Origin of the sequence: Sphingomonas sp. (assembly GCF_042095875.1) — a bacterium.
Classification (GTDB): domain Bacteria; phylum Pseudomonadota; class Alphaproteobacteria; order Sphingomonadales; family Sphingomonadaceae; genus Sphingomonas.
In genome coordinates, this window is sequence record NZ_JBELMJ010000003.1 from 81,604 (window position 1) to 107,015 (window position 25,412).

Genomic DNA, 25,412 nt, shown 5'->3' on the forward strand with positions numbered 1-25,412 from the left:
CTGCCGACGAACACGATCAAGGCGATCAGCGCGTAGGCTATGAGCAACCTCGCTTCCAACATCCACTCCTGACTCACTTACGGGAGCGCCCTTTACCAAATTATTGTTGACGATCAATCGGCTACGATGCGCGCCTCAGCGCCTGTGGCGTGGCCGAGCGGCAATCAGGCGTGCCTAGCGCTACTCGCCAATCAATAACCCGCGTCAAGATCGGCGACGTTGCGCAGGGCGCGGCCATCCCGGTAGGCGGTCAGATTGTCGAGGAAGAGCGCCGCGGCGCGCTGGAACATCTTGGTCTGGCTGCGGCCCGACAGGTGCATGGTGATCATGCAATTGGGCGCGCGCCACAGCGGATGGTCGGACGGCAGCGGCTCGGGATTGGTAGGATCGAGGAAGGCGCCCGCGATCCGCCGCTCGTTCAATGCGGCGAGCAGCGCGTCGTCGTTGATCATGTCGCCGCGCGCGATGTTGATCAGCCACGCGTCCCGCTTCATCGCGGCGAGCTCGTCCGCGCCGATCATCGCCTTCGTGTCGTCGGTAGAGGGCGCGGCCAGGATGACCCAGTCAAACGCGCCCAGCCGCGCGCGCCACGCGTCGGGCGTCAGCGTGCCGTCGCGGCCCGAGCGGGTGACGCCGGTCACCTCCACCCCGAACGCTGCCAGCCGATCCGCGATCAACCGCCCGATCGCGCCCAGCCCGACGATCAGCGCGCGCGTGTCGGCCAGCTCGACCTTGCCCGGCGCATCCTTCGGCCACTCTCGGCGGTCCTGCGCGCGCAGCACCTCGTCGTAGCGCTTGGCTGCGACCAGCACGCCCATGACCGCGTACTCCGCCACCGCGATCGCGTTGATGCCGACGCCGTTGGTCAGCGTGACGCCGCGCTCGCGCAGCAGGTCGAGCGGGAAGGCGTCGAGCCCGGCGTAGATCGTCGATACCCATTTGAGCGCCGGCCCCGCCGCGCGGATCGCCTCGGCGACGTGCTCGGTCGGTTGCATGTCGACCCAGGCGATCTCGGCGTCGGCGATCATCGCCTTGGCCTCGGCAGGCGAGGTGAACCAAGCCACCTCCACCTCGTCAGGCAGCCTGTCCTGAAGCAGCGGACGCGCGATCGCGGGGAGAACGGCCTTCATGACGTCACCTTCCAGTCCCAGCCGAGCGGATCGCCGTCCATCACCTCGACGCCCGCCGCCGCCAGCTCGTCGCGGATCGCGTCGGAGCGCGGGAAGTCCCTGGCCGCGCGCGCGCTACGTCGCTCGGCCAGACGCGCCTCGATCTCGTCGGCGGTGATCGTCGCGGTATCGGGGCGCACCCGCAACGCCTCGCGCGTCAGGTCGGCGAGCCCGAGCCCGAGCACCGCGTCGAAGTCGGCGAGCGCGGCGAGCCGATCGCCCGGCGTCACCTTCTTGTCCGCCAGCATCGCGTCGAGCACCGGCAACGCGCGCGCGGTGTTGAGGTCGTCCGACACCGCCGCGTCGAGCTGCGCGCGATACGCGTCGGTCGTCGCGCCGCCGTCCTTCGCCGGCCGGTCGCGCAACGCGCCGACCGCGTGGACCAGCCGCTTCAATCGCACCTGCGCGGCGGATAGATTGTCCCAGGAGAATTCCAGCTCCGACCGGTAATGCGCCTGAAGGCACATCATGCGGTACGCCAGCGGGTGGAAGCCGCGCGCGACCAGCACGTCGAGGGTCAAGAACTCGCCGGACGATTTGCTCATCTTTCCCGTGCGATCGACCAGGAAGTTGTTGTGCATCCAGAAGGATGCGCCGGTGTCCGCGCAGCCGCAATAGGCCTGGTTCTGCGCGATCTCGTTGGGATGATGGATCTCGCGGTGGTCGATGCCGCCGGTGTGGATGTCGAACGACGCGCCCAGATACTTGCGGCTCATCACCGAGCATTCGAGATGCCAGCCCGGCGCGCCGCGACCCCAGGGCGAGTCCCACTCCATCTGCCGCGACTCGCCGGGCGGCGTCGTGCGCCAGATCGCGAAATCCTGCGGGTGGCGCTTGCCCGCGACCGTCTCGATCCGGCCGGCCGCGGCGTCGTCCGCCGCCCCCGCCAGCGCGCCGTAATCGGGCACGGTCGTCACGTCGAAGTAGAGGCCGTCGTCCAGCCGGTAGCAGTGCTTCGCCTCGATTGCCTCGCCCCACGCGATCATCTCGGCGACGTGATCGGTCGCGAGCGGGAAGCGGCTGGGCTCGCGGATGTTGAGGTCGGCCAGGTTGCGCTTGAACGCCCGCGTGTAATGCCGCGAGATGTCCCAGATGTCGCGCCCGCTGGCGCGCGCCGCCGCCTCCATCTTGTCGTCGCCCGCGTCCGCGTCGGAGGTCAGGTGTCCGACATCGGTGATGTTGATGATGTGCGTCAACGGCCAGCCCTTCCACGTCAGCACGCGCGACAGCGTGTCGGTGAAGACGTAGGCGCGCAGGTTGCCGATGTGGGCGTAATGGTAGACGGTCGGCCCGCACGAGTAGACGCGGACGTTGTCGGGATCGATCGGCACGAACCGCTCGGTCGCGCGGGTCAGGCTGTTGTAAAGGAAGAGGGGGGCGCCGGTCATGCGGCCTCTTAACCGCACGCGCGCGCGTGCGCCAAGCCGCTCGGCATCCAGGCGCGAAAGGACGCGCGTTCGCGCGACCGGCGTGGCACAAGCGATTCGATGAAGATCGCGCTCGCCCAGACCACCACCGGGATCGACCCCGCCGCCAACGCCCACGCCCTCGTGGCCGCGATTCAGGAAGCGGGAAGGGCGGGCGCGGCGATGCTGTTCACGCCCGAAATGTCGGGGCTGCTCGACCGCGACCGCGCGCGCGCGGCGACCAGCATCCGAACCGAGGCGGACGACGCGGTGCTCGCCGCGGTCGCCGAGGCGGCGCGCTCGGCTGGTATCTGGGTCCATCTCGGCTCGCTGGCGCTGCGGCGCGACGACGGGATGCTCGCCAATCGCGGCTTCGTGATCGACGCGCGCGGCGCTGTTCGCGCGCGCTACGACAAGATGCACCTGTTCGACGTCGACCTCCCGAGCGGCGAGCGCTGGCGCGAGTCGGCAAGCTACGCCGCGGGTGAGCGAGCGGTGGCGGTCGACACCCCGCTCGGGCGGATGGGCATGACAATCTGCTACGACCTGCGCTTTCCCGACCTGTTCCGCGCGTTGAGCGACGCCGGCGCGCGGGTCCTGTCGGTTCCCGCCGCCTTCACGCGTCCGACCGGGGCGGCGCACTGGCACGTGCTGCTGCGCGCCCGCGCGATCGAGGCGGGTGCGTTCGTGGTCGCGGCGGCACAGACCGGCGTTCACGAGGACGGGCGCGAGACCTACGGCCACTCGCTCGTCGTCGATCCCTGGGGCGAGGTGCTGCTCGACATGGGCGCGGAGGCGGGTGTCGGGTTCGTCGAGCTCGATTTGGGGCTGGTCGATCGTGTGCAGGCGCGCGTGCCCGCGCTCAGACACCGTCGCGCGATCGGGGCGGTGGACGTGGCATCCTGATTGACGCGCCTTGTTCGCGGGTTGCGGATCGGCGACCTAGCTGATAGACGCGACGCGTTCGGCGCAGGCCTGCCTGCCGCCGCTGTAGCTGTTTTCCCGGAGTTCATTGGTTTTATGCAGATCATCGTTCGCGACAACAACGTCGACCAGGCCCTTCGCGCGCTCAAGAAGAAGCTGCAGCGCGAGGGTGTGTATCGCGAGATGAAGCTGCGTCGCCACTACGAGAAGCCGTCGGAGAAGCGCGCGCGCGAGCGAGCCGCCGCGGTCCGCCGCGCGCGCAAGCTGGAGCGCAAGCGCGCCGAGCGCGACGGCGCACGGTAAGCGATCGGCTCGCATCGCGTTGATATGACGCGGTGCGGCCTTGATGATTTTACGGACGATCGCGAGCCCCAAGGGGTCGCGCCAAATGCAGGTGTCCTGATCCATGTCGACCGTGACCGCCGTTCCGATCGCCCCGGTGAAGCGCGCCTACGTGCTCTGGTTGTGGATCGGCCTCGCCTTCGCGCTGGTCGCCGGCGTCGCGCTCGCCAAGGTGGGCGCGACCGGCATCCAGACGACGCCCTCGGGCCTGCGCTACAAGGTGCTCAAGCAGGGTACCGGCCCGCATCCGACCGACAGCGACGTGGCGCTGGTCCGCTACGAGGGCAAGCTGATGAACGGCACCGTCTTCGACAAGTCGGACCAGCCGACCCCGCTGCCCGTCGCCCGCATGATCCCCGGCTTCACCGAAGGGCTCAAGCTGATGAGCAAAGGTGCCAAGTACCGTTTCTGGATCAAGCCCGAGCTTGCCTACGGTGCCGAGGATCGCGGGCCGATTCCGGCGAACTCGACGCTGCAGTTCGACGTCGAGCTGATCGAGTTCATGTCCGAAGCGCAGATCCGGGCGATGCAGCAGATGATGCAGCAGCAGGGCGCGATGCCGGGCGGCGCGATGCCGGGCGGTCGCTGACACCGCTACCCGAGTAAGCGCTGACAGTTATGGGCGGGGCCGAGTATTCGGCTCCGCCTTTTTCATGTGCGCAGTTTATTGAACAACGCAACGCTACAGGTGCGTGCGGAGCTTTGATGCGTGCTTAGCTGGTTGGCGAAAGCGGACTACCAGCGGTGCGAAAGGGCGCTTCGCCCTACGATGGCGCGGCCCACTGAGACGGCCGTTCGCTGATCCACTTGCCTAATCACGACCTGAGGCAGGCAAAAAAATAGCGGCCCAAAGGCCGCTACCTTTTCTCAGCTCTCGCTGAACGGACTTAGTTGCTGTCCGGCTCGTCGTCGCTGTCGGCAACCACGATGATGCCCGCGATCACGGCAGCCGCCGCGATGATCGCGACGATGAAGCCGCCACCGGCGAGCTCGTTCTTCTTGGCCGACGGCGCGGCAGCGCGCGACACCGACACGCTGCTGGCAGCGTTCACCGGAGCGGCGATCGCCGGAGCGACCGAAACCGACGCGGCGGCGGCGGCGAGCATGTACTTAGCAAGACGCATGTGAAACTCCCTTTGCTTCCCGAGTGCCGATATAGGCGCCAAGCGTTAAAATCAAGCCGCTGCCGCGCCTGGCTGTGACATTTCGCCACCACCTGCATCGTTGATATCACACGAAAGGTGCCCGGTCAGGCGAACGCCTGCACTATCCAGGTAGCGCCGCCTTCGATGCCGAGGGCAGTGAGCGGACCACCCGCGTAGGCACCGGTGTCGATGCCGATCCGCCCGGCGCGGCGGTCCACCTCGGGCGTGATGGTGTGGCCGTGCACGATCATCTTCTCGTATCGGCCGGCATAATCGAGGAAGCCACCGCGTATCCAGCGCAGGTCGGTCGTCTTCTGCAACGCGAGCTCGACGTTGGGGCGGATGCCGGCGTGGACGAAGGCGTAATCGCCGATCGTGACGACATCCTCGAAGCCTTCAAGGAAGTCGCGGTGGGACTCGGGGACGACGGCCGCCAGTCGCTCGGCAAGTTCGCCGTAGTCGAGCCGCTCATACTCGGCAGAGCCGACACCGTAGCTCAGGATCGTCTCGCGCCCGCCGATACGGCAGAACATGCGCAGCGCTTGATCGTCGCCCGCGATCGCGTGGAGGAAGACCTCCTCGTGGTTGCCCTTGAGGAAACGGGTGTTCGGGGCTTCCGCCTTGAGCGCGATCAGCCGCTCGATGACCTGCGCCGAGCCAGGGCCGCGATCGACCAGGTCGCCGAGCAGGACCATCGTCGTCCGGGCGGGGCCACGCTCGACCTCGTCCTGACGGATCATCGTCAGCAGGCTGTCGAGCTGCGCGAGGCACCCGTGTACGTCGCCGATCGCGTACACGCGCTCGCCCGGCGGGATCGTCGACAGGGGAAGGGCGGACGCCCGGGCGCCGCCGCGGAAGAGTTTGCGCAGCATGATCGTGAGCGGCACCGCTTACGATCCGCCACGCTTGGCCGCAAGCCTCGTTACGCCGAGCCTCCATGCAGGCCAGGCCGCACGCTTGTACGTCATGCGATTTGCGGGCGCTTGCCGTCGCCGCTAGAGCGTGGCGATGACCGATCCGACAGGGAAAGCGATGACGATCAAGAAGGTGCGCAAGGCAGTGTTCCCGGTTGCAGGGCTGGGCACGCGGTTCCTGCCGGCGACGAAGGCGATGCCCAAGGAGATGCTGACGGTCGTCGACAAGCCGCTGATCCAGTACGCGGTCGAGGAAGCGCTGGAAGCAGGCATCGAGCAGATCATCTTCGTGACCGGGCGCGGCAAGGGCGCGCTGGAGGATCATTTCGACATCTCCTACGAGCTCGAGGCGACGATGCGCGAGCGCGGCAAGAGCCTGTCGCTGATCGAGGGCATCCGCCAGCAGCCGGGCTCGCCCGTCTACGTCCGCCAGCAGGAACCGCTCGGGCTCGGCCACGCGGTGTGGTGCGCGCGCGAGATCGTCGGTGACGAGCCGTTCGCGGTGCTGCTGCCGGACGAGCTGATGGTCGGGCAGCCGAACTTCACCGCGCAGATGGTCGACGCGTACAACCGCGTCGGCGGCAACGTCATCGGCGCGCTGGAGGTCCCAGACGAGGAGACGAACAAGTACGGCATCATCTCGCCCGGCCGAGTCGACGGCCGGCTGACCGAGGTGACCGCGCTGGTGGAAAAGCCGGCGAAGGGCGAGTCGCCGTCCAACCTGATGATCCCCGGCCGCTACATCCTCCAGCCCGAGGTCATGCACATCCTCGACCGCAAGGAGACCGGCGCGGGCGGCGAGATCCAGCTGACCGACGCGATGGCGCAGCTAATCGGCGAGCAGCCGTTCTACGGCTTCACGTTCGACGGCGACCGCTACGACTGCGGCGACAAGGCCGGCTTCATCCAGGCGAACCTGGCACTCGCGCTGGCACGATCGGACATCGGGCCGGCGGTGCGCTCCTTCGCGAGCAAGCTGCTCGGCTGATCGCGGTCAGGGAGGGAGCGGCGGCTCAGCCGCTCGCCGCTCCCGCGCCGCAGGCCGGGCACCCCGGGTCCTTGGGCAGCCGCAATGTGCGAAAGCGCAGCGCGAGCAGGTCGACGAGCAGCAGGGTTCCCGCCGTGTCGTCGCCGAACGGGGTCACGGCGCGGATCGCCTCCAGCGCGGCCAAGCTGCCCAGCACGCCGGTCACGGGACCGAGCACACCTTCCTCGGCGCAGGTCAGACCTTCGCGCGCGGGGTCGCTGCCGACGAAGCAGCGATAGCACGGCTTGTCGTTCTCCCAGCCGCGGAACACCGCGACCTGCCCTTCGAAGCGGCTGACCGCCGACGAGACGAGCGGGATGCGCTGCGCGAGCGTCGCGTCGGCGACGGCCAGCCGCGTCGCGAAATTGTCGCTGCCGTCGATCACGACGTCGGCGCCGGCGAGAAGGCGGGCGGCATTGTCGGCGTCGATCCGCTCGACGCGGGCGCTCGCCTGTACGTGCGGGTTGATGCGCGCCACGGCCGCGACCGCGCGCTCCGCCTTGGACTGGCCGCGCTCGTCGCCGGAGAACAGGGTCTGGCGGTGCAGGTTGGACGTGTCGACGACATCGTCGTCGATCACCACGACGCGCGCGAAGCCGGCGCCCGCGAGATACTGCAGCGCGGGCGACCCGATCCCGCCCGCGCCGATCACCGTCACCTGCGCGCGACGCAGGCGCAGCTGGCCGGCGCCGCCGATCTCGGGAAGGATGACGTGGCGGGCGTAGCGGGCGAGTTCGTCGGGCGACAGCGCCACCGTCACGCGCCTGCTACCGCCATGTGAAGGTCACCGCCATCCGGTGCCAGCCCGCGCTCGCCGGCGGCTCGACCTTGCCGCTGATGCTGCGCAGCGCGACGCCGGAGGCATATTGCTCGACCGTCGGGCAATCGATCGCGCGCGGCACGATGCGGCGCACCTGACCCTGTTCGGTGACGTAGACGGCCAGGTCGACGGTGACGGACGCCTGCTGCGGCGTGGCGCAGCGTCCAGCCCGCACCTCCTCGTGGACGAAATCGGCGACCGGCGGTCTCGCCTCGACGCGCGGGACGCGCAGCGGCGGCAACCCGCTCCAGTCGAACGGCGGGCTCGCGATCGCCACTGCGGCCTGCAAGGCGAGCCCGAGCAGCATCAGCGTCCGGTGGACCCGAAGCCGCCGGCGCCGCGCGTCGTAACGTCGAGCACGTCGACCTCGGCCAGCTGCGCGCGCAGTACCGGTGCGGGCACCATCTGCGCGATCCGCTCGCCGCGACGGACGGGGAACGGCTCGTCACCCAGGTTGGCGAGGATCACCTTCACCTCGCCGCGATAGTCGCAGTCGATCGTGCCGGGCGTGTTCAGGCACGTGACGCCGTGTTTGAGAGCAAGACCGGATCGCGGACGCACCTGCACCTCATACCCGTTCGGGATTGCAAGTGCAAAACCGGTCGCGATCGCGGCGCGCGCGCCCGGATCAAGCGTCGCGTCCTCCGCTGCGACCACGTCCATCCCCGCGGCGCCCGCGGTGGCGTAGGCCGGCAGCGGCAGGTCGGCGCCGTGCGGCAGGCGCAACACCGCGATGGTGATCGGGTCAGAGGGCATCGGCAATCCTTCGGGCAAGCCGCGTCGCGACATCGCGCTTGGGCAATCTGGTCCAGCTCTCGACGCCGTCTCCGGTGACGATTTGGATCGTGTTCGCGTCGCCGCCCATCACGTCGCCCGACACGTCGTTGGCGACGATCCAGTCGGCCCGCTTGCGCGCGCGCTTGGCGGACGCGTGCTCGACCACGCGCTCGGTTTCCGCGGCGAAACCGATCAGCAGCGACGGGCGCCGCGCGCTGCGCCCCAGTTCGGCGAGGATGTCCGGGTTTTCGGTAAGCGTCAGCGCGGGCGCGGCATCGCCCTTCTTGATCTTCTGTCCCGCGGCCAGGTCGACGCGCCAGTCGGCGACCGCCGCCACCATCACTGCCACGTCGGCGGGTAGTGCCTGATCGACCGCGTCCGCCATCTCCCGCGCGGTTTCGACATCGACGCGCGTGACCCCCGCGGGCGTGGGTAGCGACACCGGCCCGGCGATCAACCGCACCTCGGCGCCCAGTTCGGCCAGCGCCGCCGCGATCGCGAAGCCTTGCTTGCCCGAGGAGCGATTGGCGATGTAGCGGACCGGGTCGATCGGCTCGTGGGTCGGGCCGGCGGTGACGATCGCGCGCTTGCCCGCGAGCGCGCGCGCGGCGGTGGGCGTCAGCATCGCCTCGATCCGCGCGACGATCGCGTCGGGCTCGGGCAGGCGGCCCGCGCCCCACTCGCCACACGCCATCGCGCCCTCGTCGGGCTCCATCACCGCGACGCCGTCGGCGCGCAGCTGCGCGACGTTGCGCTGCGTGGCGGCGTGATGCCACATCCGCACGTTCATCGCTGGCGCGACGAGCACCGGCTTGTCGGTCGCGAGCAGCAGCGTCGTCGCCAGATCGTTGGCGAGCCCGCCCGCCATGCGCGCGAGCAGGTCGGCCGATCCCGGCGCGACCACGACCAGATCGGCCTGCCGGCTGAGCTGGATATGGCCCATCTCCGCCTCGTCCTTCAGGTCCCACAGCGTCGTGTAGACCTTGTCCTCCGACAAAGCGGCGAGCGTCATCGGGGTGACGAAATGCGCCGCGGCGTCCGTCATCACGCAGCGCACCGAGTGGCCGCGCTTGCGCAACGTGCGCACGATCTCGCACGCCTTGTAGGCGGCGATCCCACCGCCGACGATCAGCAGGATACGGCTCATGCGTCGCTCCTCTCGGCCTGTCTCACCCGCGTCACCGTGATCCGCCGCCGCGTGCCTTCCGCTCGGACCAGCGTGATAGCAGCGCTCGCCGCGAAGATCAGCCCGAGCGGAAGCAATGGCGTGGTCAGCACCGCCGCCCACAGCATGCCCGGCGCGTGGGCGAGCAGCAGGCCAGCCAGGACCAGCGCCGACACGCGCCGCGCCAGATCGCCGCGGACGACGCTCCATCCCGCAATGCCGGTGATCAGCAGCGCGCCACCCAGCCACGCTGGCGCGCCGGGCAGCAGCGCCGCGGCGGCGACGTCGAACGGCGCGGGCGCGGCGCCCTCACCGATCGAGCCGATGCCCAGCCCCGCGAGCGCGACGCGGTGCGCCAGCCAGCAGGCCGCGGCGACCGGGGCTGCGGCCGACCATCCGATCGCCTCGCGGCGTTCGCCGTCGATCCAGGCCGTGCCCGCCATGACAATGGCGAGCAGGGTCGCGCCGGGCTCGATCGTTCCGGCCGCGCACGCGATCGCCGCGGCCTCGACCCAGCGCCCGCGCCGGCGCAGCAGCAGCGACCAAGCGGCCAGCAGCGCGGCCCAGCCGCCGTGGGGCTCGACGATCGCCAGCAGCGCGCCGACGGTCGTGCCGCCCAGCAGCATCGCCGCACCCAGCAACCGTCCGCTCGCGTCGGCGAACAGCTCGGTCAGGCGATCCCATCCGACCAGCAGGATGCCGGCCAGCACGCCGCACAGCAGGATCGTCGCGCCGAGCGGACCCATGGCCGACTCGATCAGCGCCAGCGTCGGCGGCGGAATCAGCCGCCCGGCAAAGGCACCCGCGGGCACGATGCCGCCGATCAGCCGGTAATAGTCGCTGTCGTCGCGCATCGCCGCGACAACCGCGGCGTGGTCGCGGTCGCCGAGCGACGCGCCCGGTCCGCCGACCAGCGCGCCGGCGACGACCGCCGCGACGAACAGCGCCAGCAGCCAACGGGCAGCGATCGGTCTGATGCCGGTCACCCGCATCGGTTCGCGCAGCCACGTGCGGCTCGCCGCTACCACGCGGTCCCGACCAGCGTCGCCGCGACGGCGAGCACCGTGCTCGCCACTGCGACTGCGACGTAGCGCCAGCCGCCGCCGATCCGCACCACCTCGATCTCGCGCAGCGGCGGGGCAGGGGGCGCGCCGCCCGGCGCGGGGAAGCGTGCCTCGATGCGGCGGACGAGATCGGGCAGCCGCGCGAGCGTGCGCACGTCGGCGACCAGCCGGTCGGCGATCGCGGCCTCGGGCCCCAGTTCGGTGCGGATCCAGTCCTCGACGAACGGCCCCGCGGTCTCCCATAGGTTGATGTCGGGATCGAGGCTGGTGGCCACACCCTCCACCATCACCATCGTCTTCTGCAGCAGCAAGAGGTGCGGCTGCGTGATCATGTCGAAGTCGCGGGTGATCGAGAACAGCGAGTCGAGCATCATCCCGATCGACATCTCCTTGACCGGCAGCCCGCGCATCGGCTCCCCGACCGCGCGCAGGGCGGTGGCGAACTCGCCGACGTCGTGGTGCGCGGGCACGTAGCCCGCCTCGAAATGGATCTCCGCCACCCGCCGGTAATTGCCGGTGATCAGCCCGTAGAGGATTTCCGCCAGCCACACGCGCGCACGTCGGTCGATCCGACCCATGATGCCGAAGTCGATCGCGACCACCCGGTTGCCCGGCACCGCGAACAGGTTTCCCTGGTGCATGTCGGCGTGAAAGAAGCCGTCGGCGATCGCCTGTCGCAGAAAGGCGTGGACCAGCACGCGCGCCAGCTCGGGCAGGTCGTAGCCCGCCGCGATCAGCGCCGCGCGGTTCGACAGCTTGATCCCGTCGATCCACTCGCTGGTCAGCACCTTGCCGGTGGTGCGCTGCCAGTCGATCGCAGGCACCAGGAAGCCCGGCTCGGCCGACATCGTCTCCGCGAGTTCGGATGAGGACGCGGCCTCGCGGCGTAAGTCGAGCTCGCGCGCGGTCCAGCGCTTGAACGTCTCGATCACCAGCCGGGGTTGCAGCCGCGCGAGTTCGCCGCCCATCGGCTCGATCTGCGCCGCCGCCCACTCGTAGGTGTCGATCGCGCGCGCGAAATCCTCCTCGACGTTGGGGCGCAGCACCTTGACCGCGACGCGCCGCCCGTCGGTGGTGAGTGCGCGGTGCACCTGCGCGATCGAGGCGGCGCCGACCGGCACTTCCTCGATCTCGGCGAACAGATCATCGAGCGGGCGGCCGAAACTCGCCTTCATCTGCGCGCAGACGAGCGCGAAGGGGATCGGCGGCACCGCGTCCTGCAAGCGCAGCAGGCTGGTCGCCGCATCCTCGCCGACGATGTCGGGCCGCGTCGCCAGCGTCTGCCCAAGCTTGATCGCCGCGGGCCCCAGCGCCTCGAACGCGTCGGCGTAGCGCGGCACCGCGGGCACGCGCGCGCCGAACCGTGCGACGCGCAGCAATCGGCGCAACCGCGCGGGCGTGTTGGGATCGCGCTCGATCCCGCGCAGCGCGCCGTGCCGCGCGAGCGTGCGGCCCCATATCAGCAGCCGCCATGTGTGAACGATCGGGGAGGTCAAATCTTCCAGCCGCTGTGGATCGCGACCAGCCCGCCCAGCATCGGCTCGACCCGCGTCCGCACGAATCCCGCTTCCCCGATCATCCGCTCGAACGCGGGCATGTCGGGGAAGCGGCGGATCGACTCGATCAGGTAGCGGTAGCTGTCGGGATCGTTCGCCAGCAGCTTGCCGAGCTGCGGCACCACCTTGTGCGAGTAAGCGTCGTAAACTTCGCCGAACCCCGGCCAGGTCGTGGTCGAGAATTCGAGGCAGAAGAACCGCCCGCCGCGCCGCAGCACGCGGTGCGCCTCGCGTAGCGCCTTCGGGATGTCGGTCACGTTACGGATGCCAAACGCGATCGTGTAGGCGTCGAAGAACTTGTCGGGAAAGGTCAGCGTCTCGGCATTCGCCTCGGTCCACACCAGACCCGTGAGGCCGCGCTCCTGCGCGCGGCTCATGCCGACGCCCAGCATTTCCGGGTTGATGTCGGCGACCGTGATCGCCGCGCCCGACGGCGCCATGCGGAACGCGATGTCGCCGGTGCCGCCCGCCATGTCGAGGATCTGCTCGCCGGCCCACGGTTTTACCCGGCGCACGAAGCGGTCCTTCCACAACCGGTGCATGCCGCCCGACATCGCGTCGTTCATCAGGTCGTAACGGCTCGCCACGTTGGAGAAGACGCCGCGCACGCGCTCGGTCTTCTCGGTCGGGGACACGTCTTCGTAGCCGAAGGAGACGGTTTGTTGGTCGCTCAACTCTCACATCCGTTCATCACCGCGGCCACCGGGACGGTGTTGGCACGCGCGCCGCCCGCGCGAGGCGGAACCCCGCCGCTCTAGCCAAGCCTTGCCGGGCGGGCAAACCCAACCTAGCTCGCCGTCGTGCCAGAACTTCCCGAAGTCGAAACAACCGTTCGCGGGCTGCGCCCCGTTCTCGAAGGACAGGTAATCCGCAGCATTGAGACGCGCCGCGCCAATCTGCGCCGCGCCTTCCCCGACGACCTGCGCCAGCGGTTGACCGGCGCGCGCGTGACCGACCTCGATCGCCGCGCCAAATACGGGCTGATCGGCACCGACCGCGGCGACACGATGATCTTCCACCTCGGCATGTCGGGCCGCTGGCGCGTCGATCCGGCCGAGCTGCACCTCCACGACCATCTGGTGATCGAGACGGGCGAGGGACGCCGCCTCGCGCTCAACGACGCGCGTCGGTTCGGCTCGGTCGATCTGGTGGCGACCGACACGCTGGCGGCCTTTCCCGCCTTCCAGCTGCTCGGACCCGAGCCGCTCGACCGCTCATTCGACGCCGCCTACCTGCGCGCGGCGCTGGCGGGCAAGCGGACCTCGATCAAGCTCGCGCTACTCGACCAGCGCATCGTGGCGGGGCTGGGCAACATCTACGTGTGCGAGGCGCTGTACGACGCGCGCATCGATCCTCACCGCGCCGCGGGCGACATCGGTTACGACGCGCTCGCCCGGCTGGTCGACGCGGTTCACCTAGTGCTCGAGGCGGCGATCGCGGCGGGCGGGTCGACCCTGCGCGACTACGCGCGGCCAGACGGCGAGCTCGGCTATTTCTCCAAGCAGTTCGCGGTTTACGGGCGCGAGGGCGAGCCGTGCGCGTGCGGCGGGCTGGTGGCGCGCTACGCGGAGGGCGGGCGATCGACCTTCTGGTGCCCCGCCTGCCAGGGCGCCAAGCCGCGCGCGCCTCGCCGCAAGAGTTGACGCTGCGCCTGCGCATCGCTATGCGCGGCACCTTCAACAGGATGGCGGGCCGTTCCCGCGCCCTTTGTCAACGTTTTCAGCAGATCAGAGGACCTACATGGCGAACACGCCGCAAGCCAAGAAGCGCATCCGCCGCAACGAGCGTCGGGCCGAAGTCAACGGTGCCCGCATCGGTCGCATTCGTACCTTCGTGAAGAAGGTAGAGGCAGCGCTCGCGTCCGGCGACAAGGCCGCGGCGACGACGGCACTGGCCGCGGTGCAGCCGGAACTGGCGCGCGGCGTGGCCAAGGGCGTGCTTCACAAGAACACGGCGTCGCGCAAGTTCTCGCGCCTGACCAAGCGTCTGTCGGCGCTCGCCTGATCTGATTTTCACCGAAAATTAAAGGCTCGTCGGGACCCACCCGGCGGGCCTTTTTTCTTGTCCGACGGCGATCAGCGGAACATTCGAGCACCGCCGAGAGCGCTCGATTTCGGCTTTTCAGAAAACCCAGTTTAATCCGCGATTCGTGCCACCCCTTAGTTGGCACTGGGTGAGTAGAGCGAGCGTTATCAACGACTTATAAGATTTTCGACGCGTTTGCGCGCCGGAATCCGTGTCAATCCGCTTTATTTCATTCTTGTGTCCGCGCCCGGACTTGATCGACTCACGCCGCTGTTCCTATCCCTGTCCCTCCAGGCCGACGTGTCGTTCGACTGGGGCAGTACGGATCAGCTTGGCGACCCGATGCGGTGGGGACCGCGTGACGGGGAGTTCTGACCTTCGTGAATGTCGATCCGCGAACAGCCCGTTCGCGGAACCGGGAGAGTGTTGTGTGACGCAGGCCGACGGACAGACAGGGTTGAGCGACGCGGGCCGAGCATGGTCCCGCGTGCGCGCCAACCTGCGCCTGTCCGCGGGCGCGCGGCTGTTCGACCAGTGGCTCGCGCCGATGTCGCTGGTCGAGCCGTGCGACGGCGAGGACGTGCGGCTCGCGCTGCCGTCCGCTTTCATGACCGACTGGGTCCGCAACCATTACGCCGAGCGGCTGGTGCACGAGTTTCGCGCGCTGCTGCCGCGGGTGCGCAGCGTTGCGATCGAGACGCGCCGCGCGACGCCCGCTCCCGAGGTGTTGGCGATCGCGGTCCCGGCCCCCGCCGCCGCGCGCCCTGTCGCTGCCGCCGCGCCGCTGCTCGACCTCGTCGCCGCGACGCCCGCGGGTGCTGCGCGCGCGGCCGCGCCCGAGCCCGCGTCGTTAGTCGAGCGGCCGCAGCTCGACCCGCGCTATACCTTCGAGCGCTTCGTCGCCGACCCGTCGAACCGCGTCGCGCTGAACGCCGCGCGTGCGCTCGCCGAGCCGGGTCCGGTGCGCTTCAGTCCCTTGTTCATCCACGGCGGCACGGGGCAGGGCAAGTCGCATCTGATGCACGCGATCGGCCACGCCTTCCTCGACGCGCGTCCCGACGCGCGCGTGCTGTGCATGTCGGCCGAGCGGTTCATGTTCGACTTCGTCGCCGCGATGCGCGCGCGCGACACCCACGCGTTCAAGTCGCGCCTGCGCGGCTGCGACCTGCTGCTGATCGACGACCTCCAATTCATCGCCGGCAAGGACGCGACACAGGAGGAGTTCTTCCACACGATCAACGAGATCATGGCCGCGGGCAAGCGGCTGGTGATCTCCGCCGACCGCGCGCCGCAGGCGCTCGACGGGGTAGAGACGCGCATCCTCGGCCGCATGAGCGCGGGGCTAGTCGCCGACGTCAAGGGGTCGACGCTGGAGCTGCGCCGCGCGGTGCTTGCACAGCGGCTGGCCGAGCTGCCCGACGCGGTCGTGCCGGCGGAGGTGGTCGACATGATCGCGTGCCGCATCGCCTCGTCGATCCGCGAGGTCGAGGGCGCGCTCAACCGCGTCGTCGCCTACGCCTCGCTCACGGGCGAGGTGATCGACCTCGGCTTCGCGCAGAGCGTGCTGGGCGACACGCTGCGCGGGGCACAGCGGCGCGTCACGATCGACGAGATCCAGAAGCTCGTGTCCGAGCATTTCGACATCAAGCAGATCGACCTGCTCTCCGCCCGCCGCGCCCGCGCGGTGGCGCGCCCGCGCCAGATCGCGATGTACCTCGCCAAGCGGATGACGACCCGCTCGCTGCCCGAGATCGGGCGCAAGTTCGGCGGCCGCGATCACAGCACGGTGATCCACGCCGTCCGCCGGATCGAGGAATTGCGCGACACCGACCGCGACGTCGATGGTGCGGTGCGCACGCTGATCCATCAGCTCGAGGCCTGACGCCGCTCAGGCGGCGCGGGGGAGCGGCACTTCGTCCAAGTCCTGCTCGGACGGAACCGGGGTGGTGGCCTCGCTCACGGGCAGCTGGCGCGGCTTGGCATCGGGCGCGGCGAGCCGGCTGATCAGCACGATCACGCCCAGCACCACATAGGCACCCAGCGCCGCCTCCATGTCCACCATCAGCCCCGCACCGATCGCGAGCCGCAGCCACAAGGGATTGAACCCGAAGTCGCTCGCCAGCGCCGCGCACACGCCGAAGATGCTCTCGCGCGCCGGTTTACCGCTGCTGCTCGCCTGATCGTCCATCGTCTTCGCTCCGCGTCTGGAAGGGCCGCAGCCCCGATACGCGTTGCTCAGCAGCAATCGTGCCAACCGGCTAAGTCATTGACTTCGCGTTGCTCGCCAACGGTTGCAAACAGGCGAACGGCACGGTTCGCCAACATCTGGCGCGGCACGCCAGCGTCAGACGAGCAGCCCCATCGCCTCCTGCGCGCGCCGCAGCAGCGGCGCCGCGAGATCGCGCGCGCGCTCGGCCCCGCGCTCCAGAATGGCGTCGATCGAGCCGCGGTCGGCCAGCAGCCGAGTCATCTCGTCGCGGATCGGCGCGAGCTTGGCCACCGCCAGATCTGCGAGCGCGGGCTTGAACTGACCGAAGCCCTTGCCGGCATATTCCGCCACCACGTCGGCGGTCGTGCGATCGGCGAGCGCGGCGAAGATGGTGACGAGGTTGCGTGCCTCGGCGCGGCCTTCCAGCGCCTCCCACGTGTCGGGCAGCAGGTCGGGGTCGGTCTTCGCGCGACGGAACTTGTCCGCGATCACCTCATCCGAATCGATCAGCTTGACGACCGACTGCTCCGACGGGTTCGACTTCGACATCTTCGCGTTCGCGTCGCGCAGGCTCATGATGCGCGGAGCCGCTTGGCTGACCAGCGGCGCGGGGAGGGTGAACAGTTCGGTCGCGTAATCGACGTTGAACTTGGTCGCGATGTCGCGCGCGAGCTCCAGGTGCTGCTTCTGGTCCTCGCCTACCGGCACGTGCGTCGCATTGTAGAGCAGCACGTCGGCCGCCATCAGCACGGGATAATCGTAAAGCCCGACGCTCGCGCCCTCGCGGTTCTTGCCCGCCTTGTCCTTGAACTGCGTCATCCGGTTGAGCCAGCCGACGCGCGCGACGTTGTTGAGCAGCCACGACAGCTCGCTGTGCTGCGGCACGCGCGCCTGGTTGAACAGGATCGAGCGCTCGGGATCGATCCCGGCGGCGACCAAAGTCGCGGTCATCTCGATCGTGTTCGCGCGCAGCTCCGCGGGCGCGATCCACTCGGTCAATCCGTGAAGGTCGGCGATGAAGTACATCGTCTCGCCGCCTTGCGACAGTATCTGGTCCTGCATCGCGACCCACTGCTTCACCGCGCCGAGATAATTGCCGAGGTGGAGGTTGCCGGTCGGCTTGATGCCGGACACGACGCGCATGCCGGTAGGAGTGTCGGGGTTCATCGGGCGGAGGCTCTGCGGCGAAGAAGGGAACGGAGGTCGGACACGCGGAACGCGCCGGTCGCGAAACAGGCGAGCGCGTAGACGAGTACGCCCGCGCCGACCAGCACCGCGAGCGCGAGGCCGCGCGTCACGATGCTGCCGGTCAGATAGGGATCGATCCGCGGCGTGACGAGCAGCAGCGTCGCGCCCATCAGCGCCGCGGCGGCCGCGAGCCGCGGCACCTTGCGCCGCACCTGCACGTCGAGCGTGAAATGCCCGCGCCTGGCGAGCGTCACGTAGAGCGAGGCGACGTTGATCGTCGAGGCGAGCGCGGTGGCGAGCGGCGGGCCGACCTGCCCGACGCCGTAGCGGCCGAGCAGCGGGATCAGGATCAGATTGCCGACCAGGTTGATCCCGACCGACCACAACGCGAGCCGCACCGGCGTCTTGGTATCGGCGCGCGCGTAGAAGCCGGGCGTCAGCACCTTGACCAGCACGTAGCTGGGCAGGCCGATCGAGAAGGCGGACAGCGCCAGCGCGGCGCGCGTCGTGTCCGCGGCATCGAACGCGCCGTGCTGGAACAGCCCGCGCACGATCGGCTCGGCCGCAAACACGAAGGCGGCGGTCGCGGGTAGCGTCAGGAACAGCGCGAGTTCGAGCCCGCGGTTCTGCGTCTCCATCGCCTCCGCCTCGCGCCCCTCGCTCAGCAACCGCGAGACAACGGGCAGCAGGATGGTGCCCAGCCCAATGCCGATCATCCCGAGCGGCAGTTGGTTAAGGCGGTCGGCGTAGTAGATCGCCGAGATCGACCCCGCCGACAGCAGCCCGCCCGCCAGCGCGGTCGAGATCGCGAGATTGATCTGCGCCGCGCCCGCGCCCGCCGCAGCGGGGACGATCAGCTTCATCAAGCGTTTCACATCGTCGTCGAGCTTGGGAAAACGCAGCCGTAGCGTCACGCCCGCGCGGCGGCACGCCCACACGAGCCAGAGCAGCTGGAGCGCACCGCCCGCCGTAACCGAGATCGCCTGCGCGCGCGCGGTCGCGTAGGCGTCGCCGCCGTGGAAGAACACGAGCCCTGAGATCATCGCCACGTTCAGCAGGATCGGCGCGGCGGCGTTGACCCAGAATTTATTCAGCGAGTTGAGGATGCCGCCGAGCAGCGACACCAGCGAGATCAGCATGAGGTAGGGAATGGTGAAGCGCGACAGCGTCACCGCGAACGCGAACTGCGCCGGCGTCGGGTGCTGCCGCTCGAACCCGCCCGACAATCCCCAGGTGATCGGATAGGCGGCGAGGAGCATGATCGCGGTGAACGCGACCAGGATCGGGAACAGCAGCGCCAGTGCGCGCTCGGCGAAGTCGACCCCGGCCGCGGTTCCGCCGCCCTCCGCCACCTTGCGGTTGAACAGCGGAATAAACGCGGCGGAGAAGGCGCCCTCCGCGAAGAGCGCCCGGAACATGTTGGGCAGGCGAAACGCGACGAAGAACGCGTCCGACGCGAAACCCGCGCCGACGTAGGTCGCCTGCAAGGTATCGCGCACCAGCGCCAGCACGCGGCTGGCGAGCGTCAGCCCGCCGACCGAGCCGAGCGCGCGGGCCAGGTTCATCGTCTACGCCTTGCCCGCGCGTCGAAGATCAGGCGTGGCCGACCTGGCCGTCGCCGAACTGGATACCCTGCTGCTGCGCCTGCTGGAGGAACAGCGCGTTGAAGTCGATCGGCTCGAGCACCAGCGGCGGGAAGCCGCCGTCGCGGATCGCGTCCGCCACGACACGGCGCGCGAACGGGAACAGCAGGCGCGGGCCCTCACCGAGCAGGAACGGCTGGACGTGCTCGGCGGGGATGTTGCGCAGCCCGAACAGCCCGGCGTAGCTCAGTTCGGTGATGAACGCGGTCTGCCCGTTGGAGGTCGCGCGCACCTCGATCTTCAGCACGACCTCGTGCACTTCCTCGCCGACCTGGTTCGCGCCGATGTCGAACTGGACGTTGATCTCGGGCGAGGTCTCGTTCTGGTAGATCGCGGGCGCGTTCGGGTTCTCGAACGACAGATCCTTGACGTACTGCGAGATCAGACCGGCCGCTGGCGCCTGATCGGCACCGTTCGCGAATGCGTCGTCGCCCTGCGTGCCGGCGTTGTCCTGCTCGTCCATCGTCCTGTTCCTCGTGATCGAAGGCGCGGTAGCGCCAAATGGGGCGCGACTAGCAGTGCGACCCGACGGATACAACGTGCCGGCTCGGCGATTTGAAGTTCCGACAGGCTGAGACTATGTTGTGCGTCTGCTGATCGGAGGCCCGGTGTTCTACGTTGTCCTGCTCGCGATGGTCGCCGCGTTTCTGGCGCTTCGCTTATATTCGGTGCTCGGCAAGCGAGGCGGGCACGAGCAATCGTTGCCGCGCGCCGCGGAAGAGCGCGTGGTCGCCGCGGCGCCCGCGCGAACGGTCGAGAACGTGCCCGACGTGCGCGGTGCCACGGTGCGCCCGTTCGACAGCGGGGCGGAGGCGGGGTTGCGCGCGATCGCCGCGGCCGAGTCCGGTTTCGATATCACCCGCTTCGTCGACGGCTCTCAGGCGGCGTATCGCATGATCCTGGAGGCGTTCTGGCGCGGTGACGAGGACGCGCTCGCCGACCTGGTCGTGCCCGACGTCAAGCAGGCGTTCGTCGAGGCGATCGAGGCGCGCAGCGACGCGGGCCACGTGCTCGACAACCGGCTGGTGACGATCGAGCGTGCCTCGATCGTGTCGGCCTCGGTCGACGGGCGCCAGGCGCAGATCGCGGTCCGCTTCGACGCGGACATCGCCGCGGTGACGCGCGACAACGAGGGCAATCTAGTCGCGGGTTCGCTCAGCGACGCGGTGCAGACGCACGACGTGTGGACGTTCACGCGGACGCTCAAGAGCGCCGATCCGAACTGGATGCTCGCGGACACCGACGAGGCGTGAGGTACCGCAGGGGGGTAGCCGCGCTGGCCGGTGCGCTGGCGCTGTCGGCGTGCGTCGGCGGCGTCGCGCCGCCGCCACGCGTTATTGGCGACGCGATGCCGCCGCCAGCGCGCGACCGTGAGGGCGAGCGCGAGCAACTTAGACCGTATAACCAGGCGGAGCCGCGACAGCCGGTCGCCTCGACCCCGATCCTGCCGGTACCCGCGGTCGCGGTGCCCGGTGCGGCGACCGCCGCGCAGGCGGGTACGACGCGCGGGGTCGACTGGGACGCGCTGCCGCTGTCGCCCGCCAACGCCGCCGCGGCGTTGCAGGCGTTCCGCTTGTCCTGCCCCAGCCTCGTGCGCCGCGCCGATCAGTCCGGGCTGACCGCTCCGACCGACTGGCAGCCCGCCTGCACCGTCGCCGCGACCACGCCCGCGGGGCAGGCCACCGACTTCTTCCGCCGCTATCTCGAACCCGTGCAGGTCGGCGACGGCCGCGCCTTCGCGACGGGCTATTACATTCCGGAGATCCGCGGCGCACGCGAGGAGCGCGCCGGCTACGCGCCGATCTACGCGCGGCCGACTGACCTGATCGACGTCGACCTGGGCGCCTTCTCGACCGACCTCGTCGGCAAGAAGATCCGTGGCCGCGTCGTCGGCACCAAATTCGTGCCCTATTACGATCGCACCGAGATCGAGCAGGGCGCGCTCAGCGGCCGCGCGCGCGTGCTCGGCTACGCGGTCGACCCGGTCGAGTTCTTCTTTCTTCAGGTCCAGGGTTCGGGCAACGTCCGCATGTCCGACGGATCGCTGCTGCGGATCGGCTACGACACGCAGAACGGCCGCGCCTATACCGGCATCGGCGCGCTGATGCGATCGCGCGGGCTGATCGGCGCGGGGCAGGCGTCGATGCAGGGGATCGTGCAATGGCTGCACGACCATCCCGACGAGGGTCGCGAGATCATGCGCGAGAACAAGAGCTTCGTATTCTTCCGCGTGCTCGACGGCCCGCCGCTCGGCGCGCTCGGCCTGCCGGTGACGGGGGGCGTGACCGTCGCGGCCGACCCGAAGTTCATTCCGCTCGGCGCGCCGGTGTTCCTGTCGATGGACCGCACCGACGCGAACGGCATCTGGGTGGCGCAGGACACCGGCGGCGCGATCAAGGGGGCGAATCGCTTCGACACCTTCTGGGGCGCGGGGGACGAGGCGCGCGCAATTGCGGGCGGAATGAGCGCGCGCGGGACCGCGTTCCTGCTGCTGCCGGTCGGTACCGCGGATCGCCTGCGTAGCGGGGGAGCGGCCGGTGGGACGACGCCTCGCCCCTGAGGAAGCGAGCGCCTGGGCGCAGATCCGCGCCACCGTGCGCCCGCTGCGGCCGGTGACGCCGCTCGCCGCGCCCGCCTCCGCGGCACCCGTCAAATCACCTAAGGCGAAGGAAGCGATCAAGCCGACCGCCGCGCCGCCGCCGCCCTCGCGCATCGTCGTGCCGGCCGCGCGCCCCAGCGCGAACACGCTCGATCGCAGCTGGGATCGCAAATTGTCGAACGGCATGGTGTCGCCCGACCGCACGATTGACCTGCACGGTCACACGCTCGCCTCGGCGCACGCGATGCTCGACCATCAGCTCGATCAGGCGATCAGGCACGGCGAGCGGACGATCCTGCTCGTCACCGGCCGCCCGCCGCGCAAGGAGAGCGAGCGACCGCACGCGCGCGGCGCGATCCGCGCGGCGATCGCGGACTGGCTGCACCTGTCGCGCCACACTGACGCGATCGCGGCGGTGCGCAACGCGCACCCGCGCCACGGCGGCGCGGGTGCCTTGTACGTCATCCTTCGCCGCAAGCGCTAACGTAAGACTCTAACTTCAGGCGTCCTCGACCTGGTCGAGGTAGTCGCCGTAACCCTCCGCCTCCATCTGCTCCTTGGGCACGAAGCGGAGCGCGGCGGAGTTGATGCAGTAGCGCAGGCCACCGCGGTCGCGCGGGCCGTCGTCGAACACGTGGCCCAGGTGGCTGTCCCCGCCCGCCGAGCGGACCTCGGTGCGCACCATGCCGTGCGTGCGGTCGGACAGTTCGTTGACGCGCGCGGAATCGATCGGCTTGGTGAAGCTCGGCCAGCCGCAGTGCGACTCGTACTTGTCCGCCGACGCGAACAGCGGCTCGCCCGAGACGACGTCGACGTAGATGCCGGCCTTCTTGTTGTAGAGATACTCGCCCGTGCCCGGCCGCTCGGTGCCGCTCTGCTGCGTCACGTAGAATTGCTCGGGTGTGAGGCGCGCGATGGCTTCCTCGGTCTTGGTGTAATCGGTCATGGTCGCTCCTTCAGACCTCCGGCGTGCGCTCCCGACCCCGCCCGGGCGTGCTCAGGCGCTGAGCGTGTCCGCGACTTGCCGCCGCACCAACTCGCTCGTCGCGCCGAACACCAGGTGCGAGGCGTAGGAATAGAGGTTGGTCGATAGATCGGTACGCCACGGCGCGCTGCCAAGCCCCACCACGGGCACCGCGACCTCGTCGAGGAGCGTGGCAGTGGCGACGCCGAAGCCGGTGCCGTAGCCCGCGGTCAGCGACGGGCGGAACTCGGCCGCGACGCCGTAGGCGATGCCGAGCCCGACGCCGAGCGCGTAGTGGATCGCCTGTCCGGCGAGCGGCTTGTCCTCGTTCGCCACCGCGCGCCCCGCCACCTGCTGCGCGATCGCGTCGGCCGCTTTCACGGTCGCGGGTTCGGACTGCTGCTGCTGCTCCTCGTCGCCGTCGTCGGACGAGATGAGCGCGGTCACCGCCGCCTGGAAACGATCCATCGCGAACGAGGCGACGACCCCGGCGATCGCCCCCGCGACGACGCCGCGCAGCACCTTGGTCGTATCGCTGTCACCCTGTTCCGCCACGCGTCGTTCCTCGCTTCTGTGTCGAACGGCTGAACGAGCGATGCCGGTCGAGGTTGCGCTACGCGGCCGCGGCTAGCGCGCGGCGTAGCAGGTTGGCGTAGATGCGAGTGAGCGCGTGCAGGTCGTCGACCGCCACCGCCTCGTCGCGCTGGTGCATCGTCGCGTTGAGCAGCCCGAACTCCACCACGGGGCAGAGCGCGCGCAGGAAGCGCGCGTCCGAGGTGCCGCCGGTGGTCGACAGCTCGGGGGTCAGCCCCGTCTCGTCGAGGATCGCGGCCGACAGCATCGCCGAGAGCCGGCCCGGTTCGGTCAGGAATGCCTCGCCCGAGACGCGCGGGGTGACGACCGCGTCGGGGGCGTGACGGTGCACGATCCCGGCCACGCGCGCCGCGAGTTCGTCGCCGCGATGCTCGTCGTTGAAGCGGATGCTGACGCGCGCCGTCGCCGCGGCGGGGATAACGTTGGTCGCCGGATTGCCGACAGTGATGTCGGTCACCTCCAGGTTCGACGGCTGGAACCAGGCGTTGCCCTCGTCCAGCACCAGCGCGTCGAGCTCGACGAGCGCAGCGACAAGCTTGGGGATCGGGTTGTCGGCGAGGTGCGGGTAGGCGACGTGTCCCTGCCGACCGGGCACCGCGATCGAGATGTTGACCGACCCGCGCCGCCCTATTTTGATCGTATCGCCCACTTGCCTGGCCGACGTGGGCTCGCCGACCAGGCACAGCTCGGGGGCGATCCCGCGCGCGCGCATCCGCTCGATCAGCGCCACGGTGCCGTAGGTCGCGGGCCCTTCCTCGTCGCCGGTGATGACCAGCGTGACCTGACCGGCGTGCGCCGCAGCGTCGGCGGCGGCGATGAAGGCGGCGACCGCCCCCTTCATGTCGACAGCGCCGCGCCCGTAGAGCAGCCCGTCGCGCACCTCGCTGGTGAACGCCGGGCTGGTCCAGCCGTCACCCGCGGGCACGACGTCGACGTGGCCCGCGAAGGCGAGATGCGGTGCGCCCGACCCGCGCGTGGCGAGCAGATTCTCGACCGGCCCGTCCGGCGCCTCGCCGACCGTGAAGCGATCGACCGCGAAGCCGAGCGGCAGCAGCGCCGCCTCCAGCACGTCGAACACGGCACCTTGCGCCGGCGTCACGCTCTCCACGTCGATCAACGCGCAGGCGAGCGCGACCACGTCGACCGTCGCGGGCGCGCTCACGCCGCGGGCTGCTCGAATTGTTCCAGCACCCAATCCTCCGCCTGTGCGGCTCCGATCCAGTCCTGCAGGAACGGGTGCGACAGCACCGCGGCGATATAGGCGGCGGCGAAGCGGGGGGCGGGCAGCGAGTAGGTGACGATGCGCGTGCACACGGGCGCGTACATGATGTCCGCCGCGCCGAACTCGCCGAACAGGAAGTCGCCGTCGCCGCCGAAGCGCGCGCGCGCCTGCGCCCACAATTCCATGATCCGTGTGAGATCCGCGATCACGTCGTCGTCGGGCCGCTTAGTCGGAAAGATCTGGCGGATGTTCATGCTGTGCTTGCGGCGCAACGCCGCGAAGCTCGAGTGCATTTCCGCCGCCATCGACCGCGCCATCGCGCGCGCCGCCTCGTCCTCGGGCCAGAAGCGGTCACGCCCGACCTTGTCCGACAGGTACTCGACAATCGCGAGGCTGTCCCACACCACCGCGTCGCCGTCCCACAGGATCGGCACCTTGCCCGACGAGGGTGCGAACTCGTCACCCTCGCGGCGCTTGTCCCATTCCTCGTCGTAGAGCGGGACCACCACTTCCTCGAACGCGAGGCACGACTGCTTGCACGCGAGCCAGCCGCGCAGCGACCACGATGAATAGGCCTTGTTGCCGATGATGAGCTTCATGGGCAGGAGCGATACGGGCGCGGGCAGGGGACCACAAGCGCCCGCTAGCCTGCCCGCCCG

General features: G+C 69.6%; 29 protein-coding genes. 10 read left to right on the forward strand and 19 right to left on the reverse strand.

Annotation, left to right across the window (positions count from 1 at the left end):
- Window positions 1-191 precede the first annotated feature (191 nt).
- A complete protein-coding gene (locus ACFDS6_RS02155) occupies window positions 192-1,130 on the reverse strand; it encodes a D-2-hydroxyacid dehydrogenase (RefSeq protein ID WP_375270459.1) in 939 nt (312 codons plus the stop codon).
- Window positions 1,127-2,557 (reverse strand): cysteine--tRNA ligase, encoded by a 1,431-nt coding sequence (gene cysS, locus ACFDS6_RS02160; protein WP_375270460.1) that lies wholly within the window; start codon window positions 2,555-2,557, stop codon window positions 1,127-1,129. Before cysS ends, ACFDS6_RS02155 begins: the two co-directional genes overlap by 4 nt.
- A 99-nt stretch (window positions 2,558-2,656) precedes the next feature.
- Here cysS and ACFDS6_RS02165 point away from each other — a divergent pair, with 99 nt between their 5' ends.
- From ACFDS6_RS02165 to ACFDS6_RS02175, 3 genes are all read left to right on the forward strand, one after another.
- On the forward strand, window positions 2,657-3,481 hold the full coding sequence (locus tag ACFDS6_RS02165; RefSeq protein ID WP_375270461.1) for a carbon-nitrogen hydrolase family protein: 825 nt from the start codon (window positions 2,657-2,659) through the stop codon (window positions 3,479-3,481).
- 114 nt (window positions 3,482-3,595) lie between these two features.
- Window positions 3,596-3,802: a 30S ribosomal protein S21 gene (gene rpsU / locus ACFDS6_RS02170; RefSeq protein ID WP_007404630.1), complete on the forward strand. Its 207-nt coding sequence runs from the start codon at window positions 3,596-3,598 to the stop codon at window positions 3,800-3,802.
- 103 nt (window positions 3,803-3,905) lie between these two features.
- Complete coding sequence (locus ACFDS6_RS02175; RefSeq protein ID WP_375270462.1) at window positions 3,906-4,430, forward strand: FKBP-type peptidyl-prolyl cis-trans isomerase; 525 nt, start codon at window positions 3,906-3,908, stop codon at window positions 4,428-4,430.
- Between the two features lie 298 nt (window positions 4,431-4,728).
- Here ACFDS6_RS02175 and ACFDS6_RS02180 read toward each other — a convergent pair whose 3' ends face one another.
- Window positions 4,729-4,947: a hypothetical protein gene (locus ACFDS6_RS02180; protein WP_375270463.1), complete on the reverse strand. Its 219-nt coding sequence runs from the start codon at window positions 4,945-4,947 to the stop codon at window positions 4,729-4,731.
- Window positions 4,948-5,090: 143 nt separating this feature from the next.
- A complete protein-coding gene (locus ACFDS6_RS02185; protein WP_375270464.1) occupies window positions 5,091-5,858 on the reverse strand; it encodes a metallophosphoesterase family protein in 768 nt (255 codons plus the stop codon).
- A 160-nt stretch (window positions 5,859-6,018) separates the two neighbouring features.
- Between ACFDS6_RS02185 and galU the strand changes: the two genes are divergently transcribed.
- Window positions 6,019-6,888, forward strand: coding sequence for a UTP--glucose-1-phosphate uridylyltransferase GalU (gene galU, locus ACFDS6_RS02190; RefSeq protein ID WP_375270465.1), 870 nt, complete (start codon window positions 6,019-6,021; stop codon window positions 6,886-6,888).
- A 25-nt stretch (window positions 6,889-6,913) separates the two neighbouring features.
- On the opposite strand, the gene ACFDS6_RS02195 is transcribed toward galU, so the two are convergent.
- The 7 genes from ACFDS6_RS02195 to ACFDS6_RS02225 are packed head-to-tail and all read right to left on the reverse strand — an operon-like array spanning window position 6,914 to window position 12,983.
- Entirely contained in the window at window positions 6,914-7,681 is a 768-nt protein-coding gene (locus tag ACFDS6_RS02195) for a ThiF family adenylyltransferase (RefSeq protein WP_375270466.1), read from the reverse strand.
- Window positions 7,682-7,694: 13 nt separating this feature from the next.
- Window positions 7,695-8,054, reverse strand: a complete 360-nt coding sequence (locus tag ACFDS6_RS02200) for a hypothetical protein (RefSeq protein WP_375270467.1) — start codon at window positions 8,052-8,054, stop codon at window positions 7,695-7,697.
- On the reverse strand, window positions 8,054-8,503 hold the full coding sequence (gene dut, locus ACFDS6_RS02205; protein ID WP_375270468.1) for a dUTP diphosphatase: 450 nt from the start codon (window positions 8,501-8,503) through the stop codon (window positions 8,054-8,056). The genes ACFDS6_RS02200 and dut overlap by 1 nt, the downstream gene beginning before the upstream one ends.
- Window positions 8,493-9,671: a bifunctional phosphopantothenoylcysteine decarboxylase/phosphopantothenate--cysteine ligase CoaBC gene (gene coaBC, locus ACFDS6_RS02210; protein ID WP_375270469.1), complete on the reverse strand. Its 1,179-nt coding sequence runs from the start codon at window positions 9,669-9,671 to the stop codon at window positions 8,493-8,495. The genes dut and coaBC overlap by 11 nt, the downstream gene beginning before the upstream one ends.
- A complete protein-coding gene (locus ACFDS6_RS02215) occupies window positions 9,668-10,717 on the reverse strand; it encodes a hypothetical protein (RefSeq protein WP_375270470.1) in 1,050 nt (349 codons plus the stop codon). The genes coaBC and ACFDS6_RS02215 overlap by 4 nt, the downstream gene beginning before the upstream one ends.
- On the reverse strand, window positions 10,711-12,249 hold the full coding sequence (gene ubiB, locus ACFDS6_RS02220; RefSeq protein WP_375270471.1) for a 2-polyprenylphenol 6-hydroxylase: 1,539 nt from the start codon (window positions 12,247-12,249) through the stop codon (window positions 10,711-10,713). The genes ACFDS6_RS02215 and ubiB overlap by 7 nt, the downstream gene beginning before the upstream one ends.
- Window positions 12,246-12,983, reverse strand: coding sequence for a class I SAM-dependent methyltransferase (locus ACFDS6_RS02225; protein ID WP_375270472.1), 738 nt, complete (start codon window positions 12,981-12,983; stop codon window positions 12,246-12,248). Before ACFDS6_RS02225 ends, ubiB begins: the two co-directional genes overlap by 4 nt.
- A 126-nt stretch (window positions 12,984-13,109) precedes the next feature.
- On the opposite strand from ACFDS6_RS02225, the gene mutM reads away from it, so the two are divergent.
- From mutM to dnaA, 3 genes are all read left to right on the forward strand, one after another.
- Complete coding sequence (gene mutM, locus ACFDS6_RS02230) at window positions 13,110-13,952, forward strand: bifunctional DNA-formamidopyrimidine glycosylase/DNA-(apurinic or apyrimidinic site) lyase (protein WP_375270473.1); 843 nt, start codon at window positions 13,110-13,112, stop codon at window positions 13,950-13,952.
- Window positions 13,953-14,049: 97 nt separating this feature from the next.
- Window positions 14,050-14,313: a 30S ribosomal protein S20 gene (gene rpsT, locus ACFDS6_RS02235; RefSeq protein ID WP_375270474.1), complete on the forward strand. Its 264-nt coding sequence runs from the start codon at window positions 14,050-14,052 to the stop codon at window positions 14,311-14,313.
- 451 nt (window positions 14,314-14,764) lie between these two features.
- On the forward strand, window positions 14,765-16,216 hold the full coding sequence (dnaA, locus tag ACFDS6_RS02240) for a chromosomal replication initiator protein DnaA (RefSeq protein WP_375270475.1): 1,452 nt from the start codon (window positions 14,765-14,767) through the stop codon (window positions 16,214-16,216).
- Window positions 16,217-16,222: 6 nt separating this feature from the next.
- Here dnaA and ACFDS6_RS02245 read toward each other — a convergent pair whose 3' ends face one another.
- The 4 genes from ACFDS6_RS02245 to secB form a co-directional block, all read right to left on the reverse strand.
- Window positions 16,223-16,522, reverse strand: a complete 300-nt coding sequence (locus ACFDS6_RS02245; RefSeq protein ID WP_375270476.1) for a PspC domain-containing protein — start codon at window positions 16,520-16,522, stop codon at window positions 16,223-16,225.
- Between the two features lie 156 nt (window positions 16,523-16,678).
- Entirely contained in the window at window positions 16,679-17,686 is a 1,008-nt protein-coding gene (trpS, locus tag ACFDS6_RS02250; protein WP_375270517.1) for a tryptophan--tRNA ligase, read from the reverse strand.
- A 20-nt stretch (window positions 17,687-17,706) separates the two neighbouring features.
- Window positions 17,707-19,296: a murein biosynthesis integral membrane protein MurJ gene (gene murJ, locus ACFDS6_RS02255; RefSeq protein ID WP_375270477.1), complete on the reverse strand. Its 1,590-nt coding sequence runs from the start codon at window positions 19,294-19,296 to the stop codon at window positions 17,707-17,709.
- A gap of 28 nt (window positions 19,297-19,324) precedes the next feature.
- Window positions 19,325-19,837, reverse strand: coding sequence for a protein-export chaperone SecB (gene secB / locus ACFDS6_RS02260; protein WP_375270478.1), 513 nt, complete (start codon window positions 19,835-19,837; stop codon window positions 19,325-19,327).
- Window positions 19,838-19,982: 145 nt separating this feature from the next.
- Here secB and ACFDS6_RS02265 point away from each other — a divergent pair, with 145 nt between their 5' ends.
- The 3 genes from ACFDS6_RS02265 to ACFDS6_RS02275 are packed head-to-tail and all read left to right on the forward strand — an operon-like array spanning window position 19,983 to window position 22,457.
- Window positions 19,983-20,627: a Tim44/TimA family putative adaptor protein gene (locus tag ACFDS6_RS02265; RefSeq protein ID WP_375270479.1), complete on the forward strand. Its 645-nt coding sequence runs from the start codon at window positions 19,983-19,985 to the stop codon at window positions 20,625-20,627.
- Complete coding sequence (locus tag ACFDS6_RS02270; protein WP_375270480.1) at window positions 20,624-21,934, forward strand: murein transglycosylase A; 1,311 nt, start codon at window positions 20,624-20,626, stop codon at window positions 21,932-21,934. The genes ACFDS6_RS02265 and ACFDS6_RS02270 overlap by 4 nt, the downstream gene beginning before the upstream one ends.
- Complete coding sequence (locus ACFDS6_RS02275; RefSeq protein ID WP_375270481.1) at window positions 21,912-22,457, forward strand: Smr/MutS family protein; 546 nt, start codon at window positions 21,912-21,914, stop codon at window positions 22,455-22,457. Before ACFDS6_RS02270 ends, ACFDS6_RS02275 begins: the two co-directional genes overlap by 23 nt.
- Window positions 22,458-22,472: 15 nt before the next feature.
- Here the strand turns inward: ACFDS6_RS02275 and msrB are convergent, their stop codons facing one another.
- Genes msrB through ACFDS6_RS02295 form a run of 4 tightly spaced genes read right to left on the reverse strand, consistent with a single transcriptional unit; the run spans window position 22,473 to window position 25,352 of the window.
- A complete protein-coding gene (msrB, locus tag ACFDS6_RS02280; RefSeq protein ID WP_375270482.1) occupies window positions 22,473-22,919 on the reverse strand; it encodes a peptide-methionine (R)-S-oxide reductase MsrB in 447 nt (148 codons plus the stop codon).
- Between the two features lie 51 nt (window positions 22,920-22,970).
- Window positions 22,971-23,492 carry a DUF1440 domain-containing protein gene (locus ACFDS6_RS02285; RefSeq protein WP_375270483.1) on the reverse strand — a complete coding sequence of 174 codons (522 nt, stop codon included), beginning with the start codon at window positions 23,490-23,492 and terminating at the stop codon, window positions 22,971-22,973.
- Window positions 23,493-23,550: 58 nt separating this feature from the next.
- A complete protein-coding gene (dapE, locus tag ACFDS6_RS02290) occupies window positions 23,551-24,693 on the reverse strand; it encodes a succinyl-diaminopimelate desuccinylase (protein WP_375270484.1) in 1,143 nt (380 codons plus the stop codon).
- Window positions 24,690-25,352 (reverse strand): glutathione S-transferase family protein, encoded by a 663-nt coding sequence (locus ACFDS6_RS02295; RefSeq protein WP_375270485.1) that lies wholly within the window; start codon window positions 25,350-25,352, stop codon window positions 24,690-24,692. Before ACFDS6_RS02295 ends, dapE begins: the two co-directional genes overlap by 4 nt.
- Between the last annotated feature and the right edge of the window lie 60 nt (window positions 25,353-25,412).

What these genes read in the sequence shown, in the direction of transcription:
- ACFDS6_RS02245 (WP_375270476.1), bottom strand. Translation starts at nt 16,522, where the DNA reads ATGGACGATCAGGCGAGCAGCAGCGGTAAACCGGCGCGCGAGAGCATC.
- ACFDS6_RS02185 (WP_375270464.1), bottom strand. Translation starts at nt 5,858, where the DNA reads ATGCTGCGCAAACTCTTCCGCGGCGGCGCCCGGGCGTCCGCCCTTCCC.
- murJ (WP_375270477.1), bottom strand. Translation starts at nt 19,296, where the DNA reads ATGAACCTGGCCCGCGCGCTCGGCTCGGTCGGCGGGCTGACGCTCGCC.
- ACFDS6_RS02180 (WP_375270463.1), bottom strand. Translation starts at nt 4,947, where the DNA reads ATGCTCGCCGCCGCCGCCGCGTCGGTTTCGGTCGCTCCGGCGATCGCC.
- cysS (WP_375270460.1), bottom strand. Translation starts at nt 2,557, where the DNA reads ATGACCGGCGCCCCCCTCTTCCTTTACAACAGCCTGACCCGCGCGACC.
- ACFDS6_RS02295 (WP_375270485.1), bottom strand. Translation starts at nt 25,352, where the DNA reads ATGAAGCTCATCATCGGCAACAAGGCCTATTCATCGTGGTCGCTGCGC.
- coaBC (WP_375270469.1), bottom strand. Translation starts at nt 9,671, where the DNA reads ATGAGCCGTATCCTGCTGATCGTCGGCGGTGGGATCGCCGCCTACAAG.
- dut (WP_375270468.1), bottom strand. Translation starts at nt 8,503, where the DNA reads ATGCCCTCTGACCCGATCACCATCGCGGTGTTGCGCCTGCCGCACGGC.
- galU (WP_375270465.1), top strand. Translation starts at nt 6,019, where the DNA reads ATGACGATCAAGAAGGTGCGCAAGGCAGTGTTCCCGGTTGCAGGGCTG.
- ACFDS6_RS02200 (WP_375270467.1), bottom strand. Translation starts at nt 8,054, where the DNA reads ATGCTGCTCGGGCTCGCCTTGCAGGCCGCAGTGGCGATCGCGAGCCCG.
- secB (WP_375270478.1), bottom strand. Translation starts at nt 19,837, where the DNA reads ATGGACGAGCAGGACAACGCCGGCACGCAGGGCGACGACGCATTCGCG.
- ACFDS6_RS02175 (WP_375270462.1), top strand. Translation starts at nt 3,906, where the DNA reads ATGTCGACCGTGACCGCCGTTCCGATCGCCCCGGTGAAGCGCGCCTAC.
- trpS (WP_375270517.1), bottom strand. Translation starts at nt 17,686, where the DNA reads ATGCGCGTCGTGTCCGGCATCAAGCCGACCGGCAACCTCCACCTCGGC.
- rpsT (WP_375270474.1), top strand. Translation starts at nt 14,050, where the DNA reads ATGGCGAACACGCCGCAAGCCAAGAAGCGCATCCGCCGCAACGAGCGT.
- msrB (WP_375270482.1), bottom strand. Translation starts at nt 22,919, where the DNA reads ATGACCGATTACACCAAGACCGAGGAAGCCATCGCGCGCCTCACACCC.
- ACFDS6_RS02165 (WP_375270461.1), top strand. Translation starts at nt 2,657, where the DNA reads ATGAAGATCGCGCTCGCCCAGACCACCACCGGGATCGACCCCGCCGCC.
- rpsU (WP_007404630.1), top strand. Translation starts at nt 3,596, where the DNA reads ATGCAGATCATCGTTCGCGACAACAACGTCGACCAGGCCCTTCGCGCG.
- ACFDS6_RS02155 (WP_375270459.1), bottom strand. Translation starts at nt 1,130, where the DNA reads ATGAAGGCCGTTCTCCCCGCGATCGCGCGTCCGCTGCTTCAGGACAGG.